Source organism: Acinetobacter sp. AHP123 (assembly GCF_023757925.1).
In the GTDB taxonomy this organism is placed as follows: Bacteria; Pseudomonadota; Gammaproteobacteria; order Pseudomonadales; family Moraxellaceae; genus Acinetobacter; species Acinetobacter oleivorans.
In genome coordinates, this window is the sequence record NZ_CP092454.1 from 3,107,526 (window position 1) to 3,131,091 (window position 23,566).

General features: G+C 38.8%; 19 protein-coding genes. 9 read left to right on the forward strand and 10 right to left on the reverse strand.

Annotated elements, in window-relative coordinates:
* Positions 1 to 191 precede the first annotated feature (191 nt).
* The 3 genes from MJX77_RS14815 to MJX77_RS14825 all read right to left on the reverse strand — a co-directional run bounded on the left by MJX77_RS14815 (position 192) and on the right by MJX77_RS14825 (position 6,603).
* On the reverse strand, positions 192 to 1,388 hold the full coding sequence (locus MJX77_RS14815) for an LLM class flavin-dependent oxidoreductase (RefSeq protein WP_198070976.1): 1,197 nt from the start codon (positions 1,386 to 1,388) through the stop codon (positions 192 to 194).
* Between the two features lie 22 nt (positions 1,389 to 1,410).
* On the reverse strand, positions 1,411 to 3,738 hold the full coding sequence (locus MJX77_RS14820; RefSeq protein ID WP_353619232.1) for a TonB-dependent receptor: 2,328 nt from the start codon (positions 3,736 to 3,738) through the stop codon (positions 1,411 to 1,413).
* Between the two features lie 252 nt (positions 3,739 to 3,990).
* Complete coding sequence (locus tag MJX77_RS14825) at positions 3,991 to 6,603, reverse strand: TonB-dependent receptor (protein WP_252059503.1); 2,613 nt, start codon at positions 6,601 to 6,603, stop codon at positions 3,991 to 3,993.
* Positions 6,604 to 6,888: 285 nt separating this feature from the next.
* Here MJX77_RS14825 and MJX77_RS14830 point away from each other — a divergent pair, with 285 nt between their 5' ends.
* Positions 6,889 to 8,472, forward strand: coding sequence for an ABC transporter substrate-binding protein (locus tag MJX77_RS14830; RefSeq protein ID WP_252059504.1), 1,584 nt, complete (start codon positions 6,889 to 6,891; stop codon positions 8,470 to 8,472).
* A 60-nt stretch (positions 8,473 to 8,532) separates the two neighbouring features.
* On the opposite strand, the gene MJX77_RS14835 is transcribed toward MJX77_RS14830, so the two are convergent.
* The 4 genes from MJX77_RS14835 to MJX77_RS14850 all read right to left on the reverse strand — a co-directional run bounded on the left by MJX77_RS14835 (position 8,533) and on the right by MJX77_RS14850 (position 11,847).
* The gene (locus MJX77_RS14835; protein WP_001018517.1) at positions 8,533 to 8,937 is read right to left on the reverse strand and encodes an ExbD/TolR family protein; all 405 of its coding nucleotides are present in this window, start codon (positions 8,935 to 8,937) and stop codon (positions 8,533 to 8,535) included.
* The gene (locus MJX77_RS14840; protein ID WP_004701581.1) at positions 8,937 to 9,671 is read right to left on the reverse strand and encodes a MotA/TolQ/ExbB proton channel family protein; all 735 of its coding nucleotides are present in this window, start codon (positions 9,669 to 9,671) and stop codon (positions 8,937 to 8,939) included. Before MJX77_RS14840 ends, MJX77_RS14835 begins: the two co-directional genes overlap by 1 nt.
* A gap of 24 nt (positions 9,672 to 9,695) precedes the next feature.
* Positions 9,696 to 10,523 (reverse strand): energy transducer TonB, encoded by an 828-nt coding sequence (locus MJX77_RS14845; protein ID WP_151988184.1) that lies wholly within the window; start codon positions 10,521 to 10,523, stop codon positions 9,696 to 9,698.
* Positions 10,524 to 10,713: 190 nt separating this feature from the next.
* A complete protein-coding gene (locus MJX77_RS14850) occupies positions 10,714 to 11,847 on the reverse strand; it encodes an LLM class flavin-dependent oxidoreductase (protein WP_031379819.1) in 1,134 nt (377 codons plus the stop codon).
* A gap of 314 nt (positions 11,848 to 12,161) precedes the next feature.
* Between MJX77_RS14850 and MJX77_RS14855 the strand changes: the two genes are divergently transcribed.
* From MJX77_RS14855 to tatC, 7 genes are all read left to right on the forward strand, one after another.
* Positions 12,162 to 13,235 carry an ABC transporter substrate-binding protein gene (locus MJX77_RS14855; protein WP_252059505.1) on the forward strand — a complete coding sequence of 358 codons (1,074 nt, stop codon included), beginning with the start codon at positions 12,162 to 12,164 and terminating at the stop codon, positions 13,233 to 13,235.
* A 3-nt stretch (positions 13,236 to 13,238) separates the two neighbouring features.
* Complete coding sequence (locus MJX77_RS14860) at positions 13,239 to 14,078, forward strand: ABC transporter permease (RefSeq protein WP_252059506.1); 840 nt, start codon at positions 13,239 to 13,241, stop codon at positions 14,076 to 14,078.
* Positions 14,078 to 14,866: an ABC transporter permease gene (locus tag MJX77_RS14865; protein WP_252059507.1), complete on the forward strand. Its 789-nt coding sequence runs from the start codon at positions 14,078 to 14,080 to the stop codon at positions 14,864 to 14,866. Before MJX77_RS14860 ends, MJX77_RS14865 begins: the two co-directional genes overlap by 1 nt.
* Positions 14,867 to 14,884: 18 nt before the next feature.
* Positions 14,885 to 15,655 (forward strand): ABC transporter ATP-binding protein, encoded by a 771-nt coding sequence (locus MJX77_RS14870; RefSeq protein ID WP_252059508.1) that lies wholly within the window; start codon positions 14,885 to 14,887, stop codon positions 15,653 to 15,655.
* Between the two features lie 96 nt (positions 15,656 to 15,751).
* Positions 15,752 to 15,967, forward strand: coding sequence for a Sec-independent protein translocase subunit TatA (locus tag MJX77_RS14875; RefSeq protein WP_004701592.1), 216 nt, complete (start codon positions 15,752 to 15,754; stop codon positions 15,965 to 15,967).
* 13 nt (positions 15,968 to 15,980) lie between these two features.
* Positions 15,981 to 16,397, forward strand: a complete 417-nt coding sequence (gene tatB, locus MJX77_RS14880; RefSeq protein WP_198070984.1) for a Sec-independent protein translocase protein TatB — start codon at positions 15,981 to 15,983, stop codon at positions 16,395 to 16,397.
* Positions 16,394 to 17,140, forward strand: a complete 747-nt coding sequence (gene tatC, locus MJX77_RS14885; RefSeq protein WP_151768519.1) for a twin-arginine translocase subunit TatC — start codon at positions 16,394 to 16,396, stop codon at positions 17,138 to 17,140. Before tatB ends, tatC begins: the two co-directional genes overlap by 4 nt.
* Before the next feature lie 29 nt (positions 17,141 to 17,169).
* Here the strand turns inward: tatC and MJX77_RS14890 are convergent, their stop codons facing one another.
* The gene (locus MJX77_RS14890) at positions 17,170 to 18,246 is read right to left on the reverse strand and encodes a sigma-54 interaction domain-containing protein (protein ID WP_252059509.1); all 1,077 of its coding nucleotides are present in this window, start codon (positions 18,244 to 18,246) and stop codon (positions 17,170 to 17,172) included.
* A 316-nt stretch (positions 18,247 to 18,562) separates the two neighbouring features.
* Here MJX77_RS14890 and MJX77_RS14895 point away from each other — a divergent pair, with 316 nt between their 5' ends.
* Entirely contained in the window at positions 18,563 to 19,651 is a 1,089-nt protein-coding gene (locus MJX77_RS14895) for an LLM class flavin-dependent oxidoreductase (RefSeq protein WP_252059510.1), read from the forward strand.
* A 95-nt stretch (positions 19,652 to 19,746) separates the two neighbouring features.
* On the opposite strand, the gene MJX77_RS14900 is transcribed toward MJX77_RS14895, so the two are convergent.
* On the reverse strand, positions 19,747 to 21,009 hold the full coding sequence (locus tag MJX77_RS14900; protein WP_502806534.1) for a lipase family protein: 1,263 nt from the start codon (positions 21,007 to 21,009) through the stop codon (positions 19,747 to 19,749).
* 37 nt (positions 21,010 to 21,046) lie between these two features.
* Entirely contained in the window at positions 21,047 to 23,539 is a 2,493-nt protein-coding gene (locus MJX77_RS14905) for a TonB-dependent receptor plug domain-containing protein (RefSeq protein ID WP_252059511.1), read from the reverse strand.
* Positions 23,540 to 23,566 lie beyond the last annotated feature (27 nt).

The following is a 23,566-nucleotide window of genomic DNA, read 5'->3' on the forward strand; positions in this document are numbered from 1 at the left end:
TGTAAAGAGAGATGTTTTGTTTAACTGTCTACACAGGTACAAAGATCAGAAAATATTTATATTTATAAATAAGAGATAAAGATAAGAATTTTTGTATAGACCTTTCATAAAAGATCAAATGCCTATAAGGAACAACATTAAAAAAGCCCAACTAGCTTACTAATCAGGCTTATTTAAAGAACATTTAAACTTTAAAGCGCAATATCAAACTCTGGGCTAGCTACCGTAGGTTGTAATCGAGCACGTTGCTTTTTAAAGTGTGGAAGAACGTGTTCACCAAGACGGTATGACTCTTCAAGATGTGGATAGCCTGCAAGGAAGAATAACTCTATGCCAATGCTATTGTATTCTTCAATACGCTCAATAATCTGTTGGTAGCTCCCTACCAAAGCAACACCGGGTGGCACACCAATATATCCAAATCCTGACCAAACATTTGGATGGATAAAAAAGTCGCTAACATTTTTACTGCCATCTTTTTCGGCATACTCTTTTTCGAAGCTTAATACGCGTGCTGAGCGTAACCCCGCATGGGCTGCTGCCGCGTGTAAACGTTGCTTTTCAGCAGCTTCATCGAGAAAGCGCTGTGCCTCTGCCAACGCTTCTTGTTCAGTACGGCGAGCAATGGTATCGATTGATAGACCAAATTTTATATTTTCACGACCATACTTTTTTGCACGAGCACGTACATCGGCAATCAATGCTGCAATTTCTTCTGGTTTTTCAGCTCGCATTAAATAATAGTCGGCATGTTTTGCTCCAAACTCACGAGCAGCTTCCGAAGAACCTGCTGTGCAAATAATGGGAAGACTTGCTTTATTTAGTGGATATTTTAGACCACCGCCTTCTGCCGAATAGTACTTCCCTTTATAGTGAAATGAAGGATTATTCCAATATCCTTTTACAACATCTAGAAATTCTGTAGCACGTGCATAACGTTCATCGTGAGGTAATTCATCGCCTACTTGACGTTGGATGACTTCCGAACCGCCATTAATAATATTCCAAACCAGTCGATTACCCGTTGCACGCTGATACGTTGCTGCAGTTTGTACAGCATTATATGGACTAAAATGATAAGCCTGAAATGCAGTCACAAAGTTAAGTTTTTTGGTTTCTCTTGCCAGCAATGAACATACTGTCCAAGGCTCTTCACCCGTTGGTGCGTTCACCATGAGTGCACCAGCAAAACCATTAATTTCTGCTGCCCGTGCTACCTGACTTAAGTAATCAATATACGTAAAGTCATCACCTACTTCATAGTTCGAAACCGCTCCAGTATTTTCAACATTTTCAATATTGGCCCAATCACCGCGATTACGTGGGTCGCCGGGTAAAAATTCTGTTTCGCCATGAAGCGGTAACCGTGTAAAAAATTCAATTCCCATTATTTTCTCCTTAAAGCAAAGCTTAGAATTTTGCAGTGAGAGAAACACCAACTTGACGTGGGTTTCCATAGGTTAAGACATATTGTCCAGCAGGACCATTTGGTCGCCCATGAACTTGATATTCTTCGTCTAGCAAGTTTTTAACGTAAGCATTAACTTGGTATTTATTATTTGCGCTGATATATCCAACGTTCGCGTTCCATAAGGTGTATCCTTTTTGACTCAAGATTGGGTCAACAGAATAATCTTGACGATTGACTAAGAAAAACTCACGGTCACGATATTTTGCATCTGTGCCCACAATAACTCGTGCTCCACTATCAAGGTTAAAGGTATATTCCCCTCCTAAACCGATGGTGTATTTTGGAGAACGAACCAAGCTGTTACCTGTATTGTCAGCATTTACGACATTGGTCACTGGGTTCTTATCAACAAAGTCGGTGTATTCACTATCTAAATAAGCGCCTGCGAAACGTAGGCGTAAGTTATCGGTAGCTAAATAATCTAATTCTAATTCGGCACCTTTTACTTCTGCTTTAGGTCCATTTGCTAGAACTGAGGTTACCCCACCACCTTGTCCTTCTGTCGCAACTAATAAATTTGTTTGAATATCTTTGTAGTCATAATAGAAAATATTGGCATTGGCGGTTAAATTGCCTTGTAACAAGCTAGACTTCAAACCTAGCTCATAGCTATTTAAATATTCAGGGTTAACATCTGCAAGTTGCGTCAGGCTACTAGAAAGTCCGGTGTTAAAGCCGCCTGAACGGAAACCTCGAGCAAAACGGAAGTATGTGTTGATATCAGGAGTGATTTCATATTCTGGCGTAATATCGTAAGTCAGCTCATTCCATCTCTTTTTACGACTGGTTGAACCATTTGCATTCGGCGCTGGGTTATAGACTGCATTGCTATACCCATCCTTTTGCCACCAACTGCCTTTGGTGTAATCGCCTGAGGTAATTTGAACAAGATCTAGATCAATATCTTTTTCTTCACTTGTCCAACGTAAACCACCTGTCACTTTAAATTTATCGGTAAATTTATAGGTACTGTTACCAAACAAGGCAAAACTTTGTGTGGTCTGATTATAGGTAATGTCCCTAAAAGCTGGTGTTCCCGCCGTTTGAGCTGGAGCACCATTCGGTAATGTTTTATTTACTCGCGCACTTACGCCTGTTGAGTCTAAATCTTCATTAAAGAAGTGAAAACCCGCAATCCAACTGAGTCTTTTTTCAGCATCAGAAGAAATACGAAACTCTTGGCTATATTGGCGCCATTCATTATCGCTATAGCTTCTTGCTACATCGTAAGGCGTATAGTCACCATCAGAAATAGATTTTTGAGTGGTTTTATCAAACGCAGTAATGGATGTAAAAGTATGACCGCCGCCTAAATCTCCTGTTAAGGTGAGTGAAGCGCCATCATGTTGAATTTTATTACTTTCAGGTAAATCTAAATTTGTATCTCGGCCTTGTGGTCTTTCATAAACACCCCAGTATTTTCCAATACTTAAAGAGCCATTATTACCAAGACCATTATAAGTTTGGCTATGTAGATTGACTAAAGCATTCCAATCATCATTAATTTTTCCTAATATCTGGAAGCGAAATGATTTTTTATCTACATCCCCGTAGTTTTCACCATTGGCTAAATTTTTTGCATAGCCATCGCGGTCTTCTGAATAGAATGCTCCTCGTACGGCAACGTTATTTGATATAGCCCCATTCACGGCGCCTTCAAAAGTACGAAGATTATGGTCACCTATTCCTATTGTTCCATAACCAGTTGGTTTATCTGTAAAAACAGGTTTTCGTGAAATGTAATTTACTGCACCAGCCGTAGTGTTTTTACCGTAAAGCGTGCCTTGTGGACCACGTAGAACCTCAATACGTTCTAAATCGAATAAATCTCCAGCACCAGCAACAGGCGCATTTAAATAAACCCCATCTGCATAAATACCGACTGGAAAAACTGTAGAGGCTGCAACATCGCCAGTTCCTAAACCACGAATATACCAACGTGGACGGCTATCGCCATCTGGGTTTTCAGCTGCTGCATTGGGTGTATAAGTTAAAACATCGCCAATAAATGTTGAACCTTTCGCGGCCAAATCTTTTCCTGAAACCGCTGTAATTGCAGTCGGAACTTTTTGAATGTTTTGTGCACGATATTGTGCAGTAACGATGACATCGCCTAATTTTTTTACATCTTTAGCATTTACCACTTGAGCTTGTTGCTCAGCAGGAATTGCAGCATCATCGTTCGCTAAAGCTAATGTCGAAACACTCGCCGTTACTCCCCACATAGCAGTTAAAATACTCTGCCTAATTTTTGTAACCTTAAACATGGTGACTCCATTTAAATAAATCTATTCTTATATTGGCAACTTCTATGCCATTTAATTTATTTAAATAATTTCAGATACTTAGTAAAAATTTAAAAATAAAAATGATTCAATGCTGCTGATAGATAGACAGTCTGAAAGGTATTATTGTTGTTATTTCAACATTCACAATTTAACGTGTTTTATATCCCGTATTAATAATAAAGCCATACAGGCGTATGGCTTTTTAAGATTCTTGGAAATGATTGATTGGTTTTAAAATTTATAACTAAATTGGCCTTGTACAGTCAGAGGACGCATTGGTTGTAAAAACTCACTATTCGCTCCTGCCAAACCATTCACAAAATTTCGTTCATTGGTTAGGTTAAGAATGTTAAGACCCACCGTCCACTGTGGTTGGCGATAATAAAGACCTAAGTCCAGATTATAGTTATTCGGTACTTTCACGGTTTGACTTAAGTTGGTGTACCAGTAGCTTGTCCACCATCCTGAAAGGTTGACCCCAAAACCAGACTGATGCTGGTAATCTACATAAGCACTTGCAGAGTACTTGGGAATTCCTGCTGCATCATAACGTCCGGCTTTACGTTGGTTTAAAGCATTATTGTCTCCCCAAACTGTAGCATTGTCCGCATGAAAGCCAAATGGTGAAAAACCAGCAGGTATAATTGAGCTATATTCAGCATCCAAATAAGTGAAATTGCCCCCAATCGCTATATTTTTTTGGAATTGCCATCTTAATGATGACTCAATACCTTTTATTTCAAAGCGAGCCATATTGCCGTTCGTATCTGGCGATAAATCTCGTTTTTGTTCAAATCCGCTTAGGGTTAAAAATAACTGATCAGCAATAGGCTCATATTTAAATCCTACTTCTTTTAGCTCACTTTGACTGTCAAAAGCTAAAGGATTGAGTTGATTTCCTGCGCCCCAAATCAAGAAAGGTCCAAACACTCCTGTATTTAATGCAGTGCTTTTATCATAGGTAAAATAGAGTGTGCTTTTCGCAGTAGGCTTAATAAACGTACTCAGTTGATAGCTCAATAGACTATATTTGTCACTCGATGAGCGGACATCTGTTGGGGTTAAAACAAGTGGGTTTTCAAGTTTTGCTCTTACAGAACTATGGTTAATGCCTAAATTAATACCGAATACATCGTTAAAGGTAAAGTTTTGTTGAGTGAACACACTCAACGTATCCCAGAAACCAGAGCCCGTATAGACAGCACCTCCTCCATTCGGTGGAAAGCCACCTTTTTCAGCATATAAACCATTTCCAATTGGGTACATGCGCGGTAAATTTAAATATCCAAAATATTGAGAATATTGTGGTACTCCGGCTTGTCCGATCCAACCTCCTGTTGAACCACTATTGTTAATTAACCCCAGTAAATCACCAGGATTCTTCTGCGATGGATCATTGGTTAAATCATAAGGATTAATATTAAAGCTATTATTTGCAGCTAAAGACGTAAACTTCTCATGACGATATGTTCCCCCTGTACTACTTTTATTATTAATTTTTACGCCACCTATTTCAAAATCATAGTCACCTAAAAATTCTAGTCGGTTATCAATTAACTCATGATCTAAATCTGTGAAGAAGCTCCCAACAGAGTCACCTAAATCTTTGTTATTTTGGTAGAGCGTACTGTTTGCAATAGACCAATGGTCATTTAAATCTTTAATGACTTTTAATTGAGTGCTAAATCGCTTGGCACTATTTTTATCTTCACTACGTCCTGAAACATTATCATCTAGCTTGACCAATTCATTACCGGGGATTGATGGATCATAGACCCAGCCTTTAATCGTTCCTGCTTGATCAGCAGTTGAGTTCGGTAACGGCGTGGTCTGAACTCCACCAACAGCAACATATTGGTTTTTATCGTTCTTCTGACGAGTTTGCCAACCAATGACTTTAGAATTTGCCGCACCAGATTCAAATACAGGAGACCAAAAAGTCGATCCGTTTTGAATAATAGGCGTGGCTCTACCTTTGTAATAAAGGCCATTATCAACCGATTGTTGTGATGCTCTATTCCAACCATGTGTCACATTAAAATCGTAATAATCATCGTAACTGATATTCCAATCTACCCTTAAACGATCATTTGGACGCCAAGCAAGTGCCCCATAAAATGCATTAAAGTTATTTTTCACATTGTCATAATAGTCATCTGTTTTTTGTGCTGTTGCACTCACGCGAAATGCTAATTCTTTTGAAATCGGGGCTGTATGATCAATACTGACAGAGAAATTAGGCTCTGCGCCTTTACCTGAGTAAATAGAACCTACAGTCCCAGAGATATTGGTTTCGGCTTTATTAAAATTAGGCTTTTTGGTCAGGTAGTTAATATATCCGCCAGAACCTGAAGTCGGCGCAAAAATTACACCTGTAGGTCCTGCCACAATATCGGCTCCTTCATAAGCATTGAGATTGGTTGGATGGCGAGTACTGTAAATGCGTTGGCTATCTTGAAAAACTTCTGAGTTCTGTCCGCGAATTTGTGGAGCAAAGTTAGCATTTTGTCCCCCGCCTCGCGTAATACTCGGTGCATATTTGACGAGATCATCCGCACTACGAATAACATCTTCTCTAAATTGTTGTTCTGACACTTGGGATACTACACGCGGGGTATCCAATACAGAGCTATCCGTTCCATAAATTGAGGTAACTTTGCGTTTGGGAACAACGGTAGTTTTCTTGGTTGCTCCAGTAACGACTACATCTGACAAAGTAATTACATCACTTTCAGAATCACCTGATTGTTGTGGCGTTTCTTCGGCAAAAACATATAACGGTAAAGTCGCCCCTAATACGCTAAGCGCAATAACTAAAGGTTTTAATTGAAAAGGCTGTCTCATATCACACTCAGTAAAGTAAATTTACAATGCGTTACGCAAAGCCTATGCCAACCATTGAATCACCAAATAATTCAATCTAACAATTTGATTTATTTATTTTTAATTTATCATTGTTTACTTATCAATTCTATTCATGTTTATTTTTTCAACAAAGCTGTTGAAATAGAGACACTCATCAAAAACAATAACTATATAAGTATTTGATAAATATATTAAAATTATGTAAAAATATTGGCATTTATTCTGCAATACCTTAGTAGATGAAGATCTAATCAGGTATTTATAATGACAAATCAAACATTTCAGTTATCACGTCGAAAATTTTTAACACAAAGTCTCACGGTGCTAGGTGGCGTCTCTTTGATGGGCAGTTTATCAGGTTGTGGCCCCTCTCCAGATAATACTACCGAATCAAAAACTACCTCCTCAGCAACGCCTAAGCATGGAGGAGTTATACGCTTGGGTCTCATTGGAGGACAACAATCAGGCAGTCTAGATCCTCATCTTTCAGCATCGGGAAGTGGTATTACACGAGGTTTCGCTATTTATAATAAGTTATGGGAATGGGATGAAAATATGCTGCCCCGACTTGCTTTAGCGGAGTTTGCCGAACCTAATCAGAATGCAAGTGAATGGACCATCCGTTTACGCAAAGGCTTAGAGTTTCATCACGGTAAAACCATTACGGCAGATGATGTGATTTTTTCAGTGAAACGTCTAACAGATCCTAAACTCGCTTCACCATTTCGCAATCTGGTGCAGTGGATTGATCGAGATCGTATTCAAAAACTAGATGAATATACGGTTCGTATTCCCTTTATTAGTACGATTCCGGGCTTTGTTGCATTGCCAGAAACTTGGGTAAACTTTGGAGGGATTGTACCGACTGACTTCGATCCTATTCATAATCCAGTCGGAGCTGGTCCATATAAAGTCAAAGAGTTCATTCCGGGGCAGCGTTCTGTTTTTACCCGTTTTAATAATTACTTTAAAGCAGACAAACCTTATGCAGATAGTTTTGAAGTGATTGATTTTAAAGATCAGGTCTCTCGATTAAATGCTTTATTGGCTGGACAAATTGACGTAGCAAATGCGATTTCACCCGAATATATTAAAATTTTGGAGCAAGCAAAACACATTCAAACCATACGCTCTGCGACCAATACTCATAATAGTTTTGACTTTAATACTCAACAGGCACCGTTTAATGACCCTAGAGTGCGTCAGGCATTTCGTTTGATTGCAAACCGAGAGGAGTTAGTACAACGAGGCTTAAATGGGCAAGGTCGAATCGCTAACGATCTTTATTCGCCGCAAGACCCAGCCTTTCTCAATCTGCCGCAACGTCAGCAAAATATTGCCGAGGCAAAAAATCTATTAGCCCAAGCAGGTTTTAAAGATGGTTTGAATGTAGAACTTGTTACCCCAGTGAGTAGCGCTCAACCTGCATTAATTTTTGCCGAGCAAGCGAAACAAGCCAATGTGAATATTCGAGTTAAACAAGTCGATTTTGCAACATTTAATGGCCCTGACCGCAGTAAGTGGCAGTTATCGAGTAATGCGACCAATGTCGGCACACCCTATTTATCGACGGCTGTTGTTAACGATGCCCCAATTTCTACAACGAATCGTGTGAACTTTAAAGACCCTGAATATAGTGAGTTATTTTTTAAAGCACTGGCAGAGCCTGATTTAGCCAAACGCAAAATCCATTTAGCGCAAGCACAAAAAATTCAACATGAGCGTGGTGGAATGCTCATTTGGGGATTTAGCCATACGATTGATGCGGCAGCTAAAAATATTGGTGGATTAGCTCCTGAACATACGATTTTTCCGACATGGCGCTTTGAAAAACTCTGGAAAGCTTAATACTCATCTGTACTCACAATATAAAAAAAGCTGCCGAAGCAGCTTTTTTTACGGGGGGAATTATTTAGGCACTGTAATCACAGAGAGTTTATCTACGCCTACACGTTCAATACTTGCCAATAATTTTGCAACAGTTCCATAAGGTACAGTCTCATCAGCATTTAAATTTAATGCTAATTTAGGATTACTGCTTTTGCGTGACTTTATTTCTTGTTCAAAGTTCGCAAGGGTCACCTTATCTTTATCAAGGAATATTTCACCTTGTGGATTTACACTAATCACCACAGCTTTGTTTTGATCTGTAGATTGAGTTGGAGCCGCTTTTGGTAAGTTCACTTTCACCGTATTTGTTAACAAAGGAGCTGTCACAATGAATACGATGAGTAAAACCAACATGACATCGACTAGCGGCGTAATATTAATTTCACTGACGACATCGTCTTCTTGAGAGGTAGAAATTGCCATTATGCAAACACTCCTTTCTCTTTCACTTCTTTAGCAGAATTATCTTTAAGCGCCGTATTACCAGTCGTACCTTTTTTAGCAGTTGGTAGCTGGAATCCTGCTTTTTGATTTAGACTCACGAAGTCCGTTGCAAAATCATCAAGATCTGCGCCAATTGTTTTTACTTTACGCACAAAGTAGTTATAGGCAAGCACCGCAGGTACAGCAACTGCAATACCAATACCTGTTGCCACCAGCGCCTCTCCAATTGGTCCAGCCACGACATCCATGCTTGCATTACCTGAATGAGCAATTGCTTGTAATGCATGAATAATCCCAAATACTGTACCGAACAGACCAATAAATGGGGCGTTATTTCCAATAGAAGCCAGTAAAGCCGAACCTTTTTCTAATTGGCGGCGCTCAGTTAGAACTTGTTTACTTAAATGGCGCTCTAATAAGTCCTGACGACTCCAACTGTTTTGTAAGTCTTGATGCGTCTTTTCATCTGCTTCAATTAAAGTCTGAAAACCTGTGTTAGCCACTCGTGCTGCTGGGCCTTCACCCAGTTCAGACTTAGTTACTGCATCTGATAAATTCTTTGCTTTCCAAAACTCTTCTACAAAAAGCTTACTTTGTTTTGTTGCTCGCTGTGTCTGGACCACTTTAACCACAATCAGCACCCAAGTGACAATTGAGAAAGCAACTAATAACCAGATCGTGCCGTCATGGATCAATGAATTAATATCTGACATGAAAATATCCTCTTAATTTAAATTTTATTTCGGTAATTGATAATGAATTGGAACATCGACCCAGCCTTCTACAGGAGTTTTCCCTTTTAGCGCAGGTGAAAATTTCCATTGCTTTACTGTTCTTACGGCAGCACTGTCTAGAAGTTTTTTGCCACTACTTTGCTTGACACTGACTGTATCCGGGCTGCCATTTGCTAATACTTTGACCCGTAAAATGACTGAGCCTTCCCAACCACGTTCTAAAGCTTGTTCAGGATATTCAGGTGCAGGGTTACTGAGATATCCGGCATAACCTTTGGCTTCAGTCACAGGTAAATTGTCATCTGACGCTTTTACAGGCTCAGCCACTTTTTTAACCGGTTCTGTGACTACTTCTTTTGTGACCACAGGTTCTGCAACTTTTTGTGGAGTTGGTTCAGCCACCGCTTTTGCAACTGGCTTAGGTTGCTCCACACTTTTTTGGACAGGTTTGGGTTGTTCAACTTGTTTAGGAATTGGCTTGGGTTTTTCCACCACAGGTGGAACTTTTGGTTTTTCAGTAATCGGTGGAATTTTGGGTTCAATCACTTTAGGTGGTTCAACCGGTTTTACGATTTCAATCACCACAGGTTCTGGTTTATGAATATCTAAAGCTGGTGTCGGCAATTGTTTTGCGACATACCAAATTCCAAGATGTGCTGAAGCAACCGCAATAATTGCGATTAAGACTTTATTCAACTTCACTGGAGCAGGTTGAATAACGTCTTGATCATGCTGTGCAAACGGATCTGCAATTTCAGTTGTGGCTGCAACTGTCGCAAATTGCTCAAAGAGCAAAGCCCGCTTATGGGGATTAAAGATTTGATCACGCATAAAAATTTAAACTAAAAATAAAAGATTAAGTCGTAAATTGCACAAGCCATGCCAAAACTTTAAGTTATTATTTTTTATTAATTTAATTTGTATTTTTCAAATGGTTGATACAAAAGATGTTGGTTTTCAGACAGTGTTATGCTGTTCAAACAACAAGATCCCTTTGATATCGCAAAGGGATCTAAGTTTATTATTTTAATTTATATCCTACTAAGGGTAAGACTTCTTCAGCCACGCGATATGCTTCTTCTAAATGCGGGTTACTTGCTAAAATAAAATGTCCCACCCCAATATCAATATATTCTTGCAAACGTTCTGCGACTTGCTCATAACTCCCCACTAAAATACAGTTTGGGCCACCTCGTACATTTGACATTCCCGCCCACACATTCGGACTCACAAATAGGTCTTCAAAACGGTTGCCTTGTGCTAATGCTTGCTGGCGCTTTGCTCCTACAGATTCAGTGTCTTTGCGTTCAAAAGCATTACTATCGACAGCAATGGTTTCATACATTTGTTTAAGCTCTTGGAAGGCTTGTTCTTGGGTTGGTCGCGCTAAAATATCAATACGCATACCAAATTTAACTTTGCGTTCCGGCGAGTTCTGCTCAAAGAAATTTTGAGCCTGTTCGATCACTTTTTTCTGTTGGTCTACAGGTTCGCCCCAAGTTAAGTGGATATCTGCATGACGTCCTGCGACTTGTAAAGCCGCATCGCTTGCACCTGCTAACCATAAGCGTGGAACGTCATATTGATTCATTGGGTATTTTAGGCCACCTTGTTCAACATGGAAAAACTTTCCATCGTAATTGAAAGGTGCGTGGTGTGAATAACCTTTCACAAATTCTAAAAATTCATTGGTTCGTGCATAACGTTGATCATGTTCAATAAAGTCCCCATATGCGCGTTGTTGTGCACCGCCTCCCCCTGAAATCACATTCCACTCTACTCGTCCCTGACTCAAGCGCTGCAAACTTGCAGCCATTTGGCTTGCATAAGCAGGATGAATAAACCAAGGTTGAATTGCGATGAGCAAACGAAGTCTTTTAGTTTCTCTGGCCAATGCAGACGCTAACACCCATGGTTCTTCAGTATGTGGAAAAGCAGGAATGAGTGCGCCATGAAAACCAACAATATCGGCTGCTTTCGCCACTTGCTCGACATAGTCATAGTAAGCAAATAACTGATCTTCATGTTGCGGTGCAACACGTTGTGGAGATTGAACTGCTGGGGTTAATTGATTCCATTCACCGCGTGTGTGTAATTGATGTGCTCGACGACCATCCCCATGAACAGGGATTCTCCATAAAAACTCAACTGACATAATGAATCTCGATAATTTAAAGATTTGACGATATTTAATTCGTTATAAGTCTTATGAGCAGGAATCATGCCGTTATTTTTTTAAATTAATTTTTAGCTATACTACTGTTTTATATAAATATTAAAAAATCGAGTTTAAAAGCTATGTTGATATTTCAACACTTAAACGCTAAAGAGTGTCCCAATCACAACACAACGGCGGCATTTAACCTCAATAATAATTATAAAAAATTATAATTTATTGATTTATTTAAGATAATTTTATTGGCGTGGTTCTTGCTCAATACTCATATATTTTTTAATTCTTATGATGATATGCGTATTTTTCCACGTCTAGTTTTAGGTTTTAGTTTTTTGGGTCTTGTTGCTTGTGGCGCACAAAAAACAGAAGAGACCACCCCAAAACAGTCTGAACAGCAACAACTCCGAATTGCTGTCGTTGCTAATGGCACTTCGGGTAGTTTGGACTTTATTGGTGTGCCACAACTCATTTCACAAGATCAAATTTTTCTAAAAGCATTAAAGCAAAATCACATTGAATTGAAATGGGAACCTGTGACCACTGCTGCTGTAGCAACTCTGGTTAATGAAAGTTTTCTAAATAATAAAATCGATTTTGCTTTTTATGGAAATCTTCCTGCTGTAGTCCTTAACGCAACAGGCGTTAAAACACAAATTGTTGTACCCGGAGGTATTGGTAATAACGTCTACCTTATTGTTCCAGAAAATTCACCTATTAAATCTATTGAAGAATTAAAAGGTAAAAAAATTGCATTACATCGTGGCCGTCCGTGGGAAATTAACTTTGGGCAACTCATACAAAGTAAAGGACTAAACTTAAAAGACTTTCAAATTGTGAATTTAAACCCGCAAGCTGGGGCTGCTGCTTTATCTGCTAAAAGTGTAGATGCCTTTTTTACCTTAAGTGATGCACTTACTTTACAAGATCGCCATTTAGGTAAAATTATTTGGTCATCACAATCTTTGCCAGCAGACTGGAAAATGCGTGCCGAACTCTGGGGTAGCAAAAGTTATATTGAGCAACATCCAGACACCACACAATTACTTGCTGATGCGACAGTACGTGCAATGGATTGGATTGCGCACCATCAAGATGAGTTTCAGCAAAGTCAAACCAAGTTTGGTCAACCGCTTAGTGTGATTCAACGTGAAAGCCAGAACACGGCAAGCACATGGCAACAAGACTGGTCTTCAGACTATCAAGTCGACTTTTTGAAACAGCATTATTCAAAAGTCATTGATCATGCTGTGAAAAATCAGCTTATTCAAACACCAATCAAAGCAGATGAACTGTTGAATCCGAAGTTTACCCATCAAGCGATTCAAAATTTACAGGCAAATCATGCCTCAAATAAGCAGGGAAACTAGACAATGAAAATACTAGTAAAGCCACTTATTGAGCAAAATAACGTTTTATTTAAAACCCCACTCCGTAAGAAATTTTCTTCTAAAAAGGTGTATGGGCTGCTCTCTGTGATTTCACCCTTATTAGTATTACTCATTTGGCATTTGATTAGTTCTTTACAGATTTTCCCAACCCAAATTTTGGTGCCGCCTAAAATTGTCTGGAATACTTTCATTGCGTTGTTACAAAGTGGTGAGCTTCAAATGCATCTCAAAGATAGTCTTTCTCGTCTGTTTTTGGGATTTTCTATTGCAGCAATCAGTGCAATTGCTTTTGGTATTGCCTATGGCGCAAATACTCTCTTTCGTAATTACACTTATATTTTATTTAACGTTTTTTATCAAATTCCGATCTTTGTCCTTATTCCTATTTTTATTTTAGTTTTTGGGATTGGTGAATTATTTAAAATTTTACTGATTATAAAGGCCTGTTTTTTTCCAATAGCGTTAGCAACGGCCGATGCAGTCAAAAATATTCCCAAAAAATATATTGAATTAGGACAAATCTACCAGCTTAAAACACGAGCTTGGCTCAGGCTTATTATTCTTCCATCCATACTCCCGCCGTTAATTGGTGGACTACGTATTGCACTTGGTCGTGCATGGCTGATTTTAGTTGCCGTTGAACTACTGGCAGCTGGAACGGGTATTGGACAAATGATGGAGCTAGGACGTCAAATGTTGCGCTTAGATGTTGTGATGGTTGGTGTGTTTATCACAGGCGTGGTCGGGTTCGGTTTGGATAAAGTTTTACGTTTAGTGGAACAACGCTTTATCTCGCCTGCGCTTAGTTCGAGGGAAAAATAATGTCTCAGCGTACATTTACTTTAAAACAATCATGGCAACGGCCAATTATTTTAATACAAGGCCTAGTACTACCATTACTGTTATTAGGCTTATGGCAATACAACTCAAGCTTAGGTGCCAGTCAAGCCTATGCATTTGTTCCTCTACAAAACATTTATTTCGCATTTATTAAATTGCTTGAAACAGGTGAATTGTGGCTAAACACGTGGGGAAGTCTTAAAAAAGCTGGAATAGGATTCATCTTAGGTTCGATAAGCGGATTAATTTTAGGTACTTTGCTTGCCTATTCAAAAGTTTTAAATGCTTTAGTTTCTCCACTGTTTAACAGTATTCGACAAGTTCCATTACTGGGTTTAACACCTTTAATTGCCTTATGGTTTGGTAATGGAGAAGAAGCAAAAATCTTTATTATCGCGCTTGCCTCATTTTTTCCATTAGTCATTAATACATTTCAGGGCCTTAGCCACAACGATGCAAAATACGATGAAATCGCACGTATTTATCAATTTTCATTCTGGCGAAAATTTAAAAAAATACGCCTTCCTCAAGCCCTACCCCATATTTTAACTGGTCTAAATTTAGCGGTGCCCTTTACTTGGATCACCACTACAGCAAGTGAATTGCTATTCAATGCAGGTGCGGGACTCGGCAACTTAATGATGAAAGCCGAGATTAATGCCGAAATGGATATTCTGTTGGTTTGCGCGATCACGGTGACTCTGTGTGGAGCTTTCATGACCGCAAGTATTCATCTTATTTCAAAACGCCTGCTGCAATGGCGTACTTAATTTGTCTTTTTAAAAATATTGTTAGGAATCTATATGTCGTTCTCACTACTTTCTATTAAAAAACTCAATAAATCTTTTCAACGTGATCAAAATACTTTGACCGTTTTAGATAGTATTAACCTCAATATTGAACAAGGTGAATTTATCTCGATTGTTGGCAGTAGTGGCTGTGGAAAATCAACACTACTGCGCCTCATTGCTGGATTAGATCAAGACTATGACGGTGAAATTTTACTAAATCAAACTCAGATAAAAGGTACAGATTTAAAACGCGGTCTTATCTTTCAAGAGCACCGATTACTTCCATGGCTTACTGTTTTTGAAAACATCCATTTAGCACTTGAGGAGACTCCACTCACCCGTGAAGAGCGAAATTTAAGGGTAAATGAACACATAGAAATTGTCGGGTTGAAGGGTTTTGAAAAGGCGTATCCACATGAGCTTTCTGGTGGCATGGCACAACGTGTTGCAATTGCCCGCGGACTCGTCAATAAACCCGATATTTTACTTCTGGATGAACCTTTTGGTGCTTTAGATGCCATAACACGGAGTCACTTACAAGCTGAACTTCAGCGTATCTGGCAACACGAAAAAATCACCATGATTTTAGTCACCCATGATATTGAAGAAGCTGTCTATCTCGGAGACCGTGTGATTGTGATGTCAGCCCGACCAGGAAAAATTAAAGAAATTATTCATGTTCCGCTGACACATCCTCGTCATAAAGAAAGTGAACTTTTATTTGGTTTTCGCAATCAGGCACTTAATATGCTAGATCACACAGCATAATTAATTTGAATATTGATCGATATTAATATGATTTAGAAAACAGATAATGTCGTGATATTAATATACTTTACATTTAATTAATATAGGATAGAGAAAATGGGTTTATCTATTTGGCATATTTTACTGTTTGCAGTGATTGTTGTTTTATTATTTGGAACTTCAAAATTAAAAAATCTAGGTAAGGACTTAGGTGGTGCAATTAAAGATTTTAAAGATTCAGTTAATTCTGATGATCAGAAGTTATTGCAAAACCAACAATACAAAGATATTAGTCCAGTTGAATCTCATAATGAAAAACAAAATAAAATATGAGTGATTTATTATTATGTTTAATATCAGCTTTGGAGAGTTATTAGCTTTTGCAATTATTGCGCTTATTATTTTAGGACCTGAAAAACTTCCTCACACGTTAAGATCAGTCCTCCTCAAATACAGAGCAGTTAAAAACCAAATTAGTAAAATTCAAAATGATATTGAAAACGAACTTGACCTGATCGAACTTAAGAGAGTCTTGCAAGAAGAGCTGCAAAAAATAAAACAAAATGAAGAGCAGCTCAAACAACAACTCGCTCTTATGCAACAAGAAATTGAAAATGTACAAACATCTGTTTCTATTGAACAAAAAACCAAAGCACGCCACATTAATGACTATATCTATACCCACTCACAAGATGAGTTAAAGACACCATTTTTAGCTCATTTTAAAACAGCCAATAAATTCAGTGAGGATCAAGCCGCATGACGGAACATATTGTCAGTGAAAGCCTCACTGAAATGAAATATAGCGAACATTTAAAAGAATTAAGAAAACGGCTGATCTATAGCATTGGTATTGTTTTAGCGATTTTTTTATTATTACTTCCACTTGCTCAGAAGAACTACCATTTTCTTGCTCATCCTTTAATTTCATTACTTCCTAGCAATTCCACCATGATTGCAACAGATGTGATGAGTACATTTTTAGCGCCATTTAAACTCAATATTTATTTTGCGATTTTATTAAGCATTCCCTTTATTCTGTATCAATTTTGGCAATTTGTTGCTCCAGCTCTTTATCAAAAAGAAAAAAGATTCGGTATAGCACTTGTGCTTTCAAGTAACCTCCTATTTTATTTAGGAATTGTGTTTGCCTATACTTTAATTTTGCCTCTCGCTTTAAAATTTTTCGTCTTGGCATCGCCTGATAATGTGTTACCCATGACGGATATCAATAGCTATCTAGATTTTTGTTTAAAACTTTTCCTTGCTTTTGGTCTGGCATTTCAAATCCCAGTTTTAACTTATATTCTTATTTTTATTGGCCTTATTTCTATTCAACAGCTAGAAGCACATCGTAAGCACATCATTGTATTCTTCTTTTTTATTGCGATGTTTATTACCCCTCCTGATGTTTTTAGCATGCTTGCTCTTGCAGTCCCAATGTGGTTGTTATTTGAATTGGGTTTATGGGTCACAAAATTCACAACGCAAAAAAACATCCATTAAAAAATGGATGTTTTTTCTATATAAAACCCTTAAGCAATTTCATTTTCATTCTTATTAGGTAGTAAGTTATATCTTGATAGAAGATTACGTAAAACGTTACGCGATAGGCCTAACATTTTTGCTGTCTTGACCTGATTATTCCAGCAACTTGAAAATGCAGTATTTACTATTTTATCTTCAATAATATGCCATGCTTCCCCATCATATTCTTGAAAAAGACGCTTCAAGATACTTTCAAACTCTTGAATAAGATCATTGTCTGGTAACACGGCAGAAACCGTTTCCTCAGAAAATCTTAAATGCTCAAGATCAATTGTTTTACCGCCACTCACCAGCAAAGCATAGTGAATATTGTTTTCTAGCTCACGAATGTTGCCTGGCCAGCTATAGTTCAGCAGCGCATTTCTTGCTCTATCACTAATATTTGGCTTAGTCGTAATGAGCTTCTGAGAATATGAACTTAAGAAGAAATCAACCAGAGGTAAAATATCTCCTTTACGTTCACGCAGTGGCAAAATATTAAGCACAACCACGTTCAAGCGATAATATAAATCGAGACGAAACTTATTTTCTGCTACAGCTTTACGTAGATCGACGTGTGTCCCCGATAGAATACGGACATTAATTGGAATTGGTTTTCGACCGCCCACGCGTACGACTTCTTTTTCTTGCAACACCCTTAACAGCTTAACTTGTAAGGATAGAGGCAACTCACCTACCTCATCTAAAAATAAAGTACCACCATCGGCTGTTTCAAAAATACCAGCTCGAGTTTTGTTTGCACCCGTAAAAGCTCCAGCTTCATAGCCAAACAGTTCAGATTCGGCAAGAGTCTCGACCAAAGCACCACAATTGACAGCAAGAAAAGGCTTATTTTTACGATCACTTTTCAAATGAATTTCGCGCGCAATTAACTCTTTACCTGTCCCAGATTCTCCTTGAATGATGACACTGGCAGAGCTTGGAGCAATCGTTTCAACTTGATTTAATAATTTACGGGAGTTCTGATCTGAAAAGATAATTGCTTTTGCTCTTATTGGTTTTACAGGAACACCATTATCAGGCAAAGTAATTACTTTATAATCATTATCTAAAAAGGTCTTCATAATTACCCCATAAAACTTATGATATAAGCATTCTAAAAGGCTATATTACATTTCAGTGCGTTTTTTAATAAATAACAAATAAATATATTTAATCCAAAATTCACCTATTTTATTCTGAAAATATTTTCTCTTATAAATTAAAAATAAACACAATTCTTTTTTTATGATATGTTGCTTCTCAAACACAATGTTGTCTTTTTGATTAAATCCAAACACTCTAAAAAATTATAATCCATTCCTATATTTGATTTATATAGGTATAAAGCTTGGCATTTATTTTGCTCATCTATTTAAAATCCACAAAATAGGTTTAATAATGAGCATCGAATTTGTAGGTATGGTTTTCCCTAACCAATGGTCTGAAACAAAAGGAACGCGAATTGGCCATAAAATTGACCTCGAATATCTACGTTACCACGCACGGGCACATGAATATGCGGGTTTTGATAAAGTCTTAATTGCTAGCGGACCAACCAGTCCAGACAGTGCACAAATCGCGGCATACCTTGCCCAACATACAGAACGTCTTGGATTTATGATTGCCCATCGTCCTGCACTTCTCACTCCAAATCTAGCTGCGCGTTCTTTTGCTACGCTTGACCATACTACGGGTGGTGGAAGAATCCGTTTACATGCGATTACGGGAATTACAGCTGAGCCTCAAGAGGGCGATTATATTGTTGATAAAGTTCAGCGCTATGAGCGGACGGGTGAATATCTAGATATCATCCAGAAACTTTGGAAAAGTGATCAACCGATTAGCTATGAAGGTAAATACTTTAAGTTAGATAATGCTTTTTGCCCGTTAAAGCCAGCCAACGGTACAATCCCGATTTCATTCGGTGGCTCATCAGACATTGCTTATGATATTGCAGTCCGCCATGCAGACCTGTATTCACTTTGGGGTGAGCCACTGGTTGGAGTAAAAGAGCAAATTACTAAGTTGAAGCTCGCAGCAGAAAAAGCCAATAAACCCCAGCCTCCTGTTAGTTTATCTGTACGTCTTATTATTGGTGCAACTGAAGAACTTGCTTGGCAACGAGCAGAACAGATTCTTGCAGATATTCAAAATAATCCAACTTTTCAAAATAACGGCACATTATCAGGACATAAAATCAAAGGCATTGGTTCACAGCGCTTATTGGCAGCAGCCCAGCAAGGTGATCGACATGACCGCGCATTATGGATGCCAACTGCAACTGCTGTAGGGGCTTATGGCGATACGACTGCCCTAGTTGGTACGCCAGACACCATTATTGCCTCATTACTTGATTATGTAGATTTAGGGGTGACGACTTTCTTAAATCGGGGCTACGATCCGATCTATGATACGGTCGATTATGGTCGTTATATTATCCCCGCTGTACGTGAAGAGGCAGCCAAAAAATTAAAACAAATCGCTTAAACATTTAAAGCAAAAAGCCGCTCATTCAATATCTTTGAAGAGCGGCTTTTTTTTAATAAAGATTTTCTTCAGTGAGAAAATCTTTAGTCCATCTTTTATTGCAAATCAGGTTTACAAATAGCCTGAATTTTCTCTCCCGCAATCGCCTTTTTAGCAAACGGAATTGAATCTTTTAATGAGGCATTCACAGTTTCGCTATGTCCTAAGCCATGATACAAATGACCTTCGACCACGGTACCTGCTTTACAAGCATCTGCCACCAGCTTCATTTGAGAACGAGCATCTGGAGTTCGATCATTTGCCCCTGTCCCAATAAATAATGGATGACTGATTTTTAATGTAGGGTAATAACCATAATCATTTGACTGTTTCTCTTGCAGCTTTTTATAGCTTGCCGGCGGATTAGGTTTATATGCCTGTGCTGGCGAAAGCCCTGCGGTTTGAATATCTCCCATAAAACTTGTTAAGCAGGCATTTTTTGCTTGTTCAACTAAAGGAGCAGCTTCAGGAGTGAAAATATCTTCTGTTTTAATTTCTGGATATAAACTTTGTGTCACTAAAAAACTATAGATGCCATAAGCGAGTGATGGGCTGACTTCGTAAGGATTTAATTTTAACTGATTTTTTTCAGGAGTCGCTTCAGGATCTTGATAAATCACGCCTGTACCAATTGAACCTTTAATATTTAAGTCAGGTGCGTACGTTGCCGAGTAGGAAGAAGCCGCAACAGCCCCAGCGCCTCCTTGTGATTGGCCAACAATCACAAACTTATTGGCAAGTGGCAACTTGGTTTTTAAAGCAGCTCTACCGCTATCTAAAATACTATAAGCCAGCATTGGGTTATTAATTAACAAGTGTGGTCCTGCAACACCTAACCCTTCGTAATCTGTGGCAACGACCGCAAATCCTTCTTTAAGCCAACGATTTAGATATTGTACATCTCGGTATGATCGTCCACTCCAAGACGGCGCACAAGCATCGGCCAAGCCTACAGTACCATGCGCCCATAGCACCACTGGCCAACCTTCTTTCGGTGGTGTTCCTTTTGGTAAATGAATACTTCCTGAAACCACAATAGGTGTTTTGCTATCTTTACCACTCGTAGAACTGTAGAGAATCCGAATAGCCTGACTGTCATTTGCCAAACGAATATAAGGATTATGAATCGCTTCTGTTTTTAATAGTTTTCCAGCCTGTTCTGGAATAGCCGATTTCCATGTGTAAAACTCGGAAACTCGGCCATCTCCATATTTATCTTCAGGCGCTGGAGCTTGTTGAGCAGTCGTCAAACAACTTGAAGTTAACATCGTTGTGATTAAAGAAAACTTGCATAAAGTTGATAAAAAAGTATGTTGCATTGTTATTTACCTTAAAAACTGTCTCATCATTTTTGATTTAAAATTCGTAACTTACGCGGCCATATAAATATGTTCCAAATGCTCCTTCAGGCGCATTAAAACTATATTTGACAATATTGCCGACCGAGGAGTCTTTGGCTTGATCAGGATGGCTATTAAATAAGTTGATCGCCCCTAAATTGAATTTCAGGCCTTGCACGAATGCATCCGCTTTGTAGCCAATATCCAAATCTGCAATCCATTGAGGGTCAAAAGTTTGGTCTAGTGCAGTATTGGTATTATTTAAAGTGGTCCACTTATCGTAGCGACGGACAGCCGTATTCACGCTCCATGCTTGATTTGACCAAAGTGCGCCAAGCGTTAGCTTTGTTTTCGGTGCAGCAGACTCAATCAGGCTTTGTGTATTTCGTCCTGCAATGCTTGAAACAGGAATTCGCTCACCTTTTGCGGTAATAGAATCTCTAGTTTCGGTAATTTCATTTTTGTTATATGCCAGACCGAGATTCAGATTTAACTTGCCATATTGTTCAAGGTTTAAATCATGCTTAAGCGCGAGCTCTAAGCCTTGAGTACGTGTATCTAATAAATTATTAAAGAACGCCACATTGGCAATATTTGAATATGGTGTATTGGCAAAAGCATTGGTAATTACACTTCCAGTAATATTGTCTGAAAGCAAAATACGATTTTTAATATCGATTTGATAAAGGTCTAAAGTTGCCGATGTATTAACAAGTGGCTTCCAAACAAAACCTAAAGAATAATTCGTCGATTTCTCAGGTTTAAGAGCAGTTCCGCCAATGAGTAAAGCCGCCTCACTTCCTGCAACTAAAGTTCTTTGTTGAACATCTTGCCAACCTGAAGGTGTTTGCACTGTTTGTACGCTATAAGCCGAATAGCCCTGCTGTGCCAATGACGGCGCTCTATATCCTGTATTGACTGAACCACGTACCGTAAATTTAGGTGATACATCATATTTAGCAAATAATTTTCCGTTTGTGGTCGAACCAAAGTCTGAATATTTTTCACTCCGGACTGCTACCCCAACATTCAAGTCTTTAATAATATCTGCTTCTAAATCTAGATAGACACCGTAAACATCACGGCTGATTTTTCGTTCATCTTGGTCTGTAATTCCGGCATATATTCCCGGAACACCAACGCCCAAAGTTGTGCTTGGATTAAAATATGGGCCGCGGGTATAGGCAATTGGATCACCTGCATTTTGCTTATATTGCTCCCAACGATATAAAACCCCTGTAGACAACGTGAGTGGGCTTGCGAACCAGTCAATAGCAATATCACGGCTGTAATCTAGCCCTGTATTTAATTGTGAAAAAATATTTTCGCCCAAGTCATAGTTTGAAGGAGAATTTGAGCCGTAGCTTGGGTTAATGCCATTGCCTTGTTCTGTGCTGACTTTATTTTGTCCATAGGTCGCATAAAGATCATATTTACCTGACTTCTGCTCTCCTTTTTTAACTCCAACTGTTGTTGCAAAATCATCTACAGTGACTAAGCTCAATGGTGAGCGTCCATCTGGATAACGTTCTTTAAAATAGCTGGATTGATTCAGTACAGTTTTGGTTGTTGGTGGCTCATAAAAATTTTCCCCTATTGTTTTACGGTGTCCATAGCTACTAAAACCATACAGTGCAACGTCATCTGTCAAAGGTAAATCTAGATTGGCAGTCACATTGATTTGATCTTTTTGTTCGGGGGAGCCAAATTTCCACGTTCTATAGGGTGTATTTTGTTCTGTATATTGAGCCTTGGTTGAACCATCATAAAAAGTTCGCGTATCAGGTGCTGTGTTACTTGCAGCTTCACGTTTGCCTAAATCTAATGCAACCGTCAACGCACCATCATTAGGGAGCGCAAAACCTTTCCAAAGATTAACTTTATGTTGTTCACCATCTCCTTGAGTGTAGCCACCCGTTTGATAGCTTACGCCACCTCCATGATCTCGTGATTTCAAAATAATATTAACGACGCCGGCAATTGCATCTGAGCCATATTGTGCGGCAGCACCATCCCGCAAGATCTCTATACGCTCAATCGCGCTCACTGGAATTAAACTTAGGTCAGTTACCGCTGCGCCTCTTCCACCTGCATAGGCTTGGCGGGTGAAATAAGCGGATGTATGACGACGTTTTCCATTAATTAAAATTAGAGTTTGATCAGCAGATAATCCTCTAAGTGCAATACTTGGCGGAACCGATGCCCCAAACCCACCTGCAGGAGAACTCGGTAAACTCACCGAAGGAGACAATCGTGTTAATGCTGCTGCAAGATCAGTCGCACCAGTCTCTTGTAACTCTTTGGCAGTTAAAATATCAACGGGTGCAGGTGCATCCAGAGAATTACTAATTGCTCGTCTAGAGCCTGTAACAACTACAGATTGTAATGTGATGGCATCCTCTTTCTCTGGCAAATTCTTTTGATCATTTGCCAAAGTAATTGAGGCAGTGAGTGTACTCAGTGCAAAAATTGAGGAGTGAAGAATGAATTGAGAAAAATATGTACGCATATTGGCTTCCTTAACGATCTAGACCGA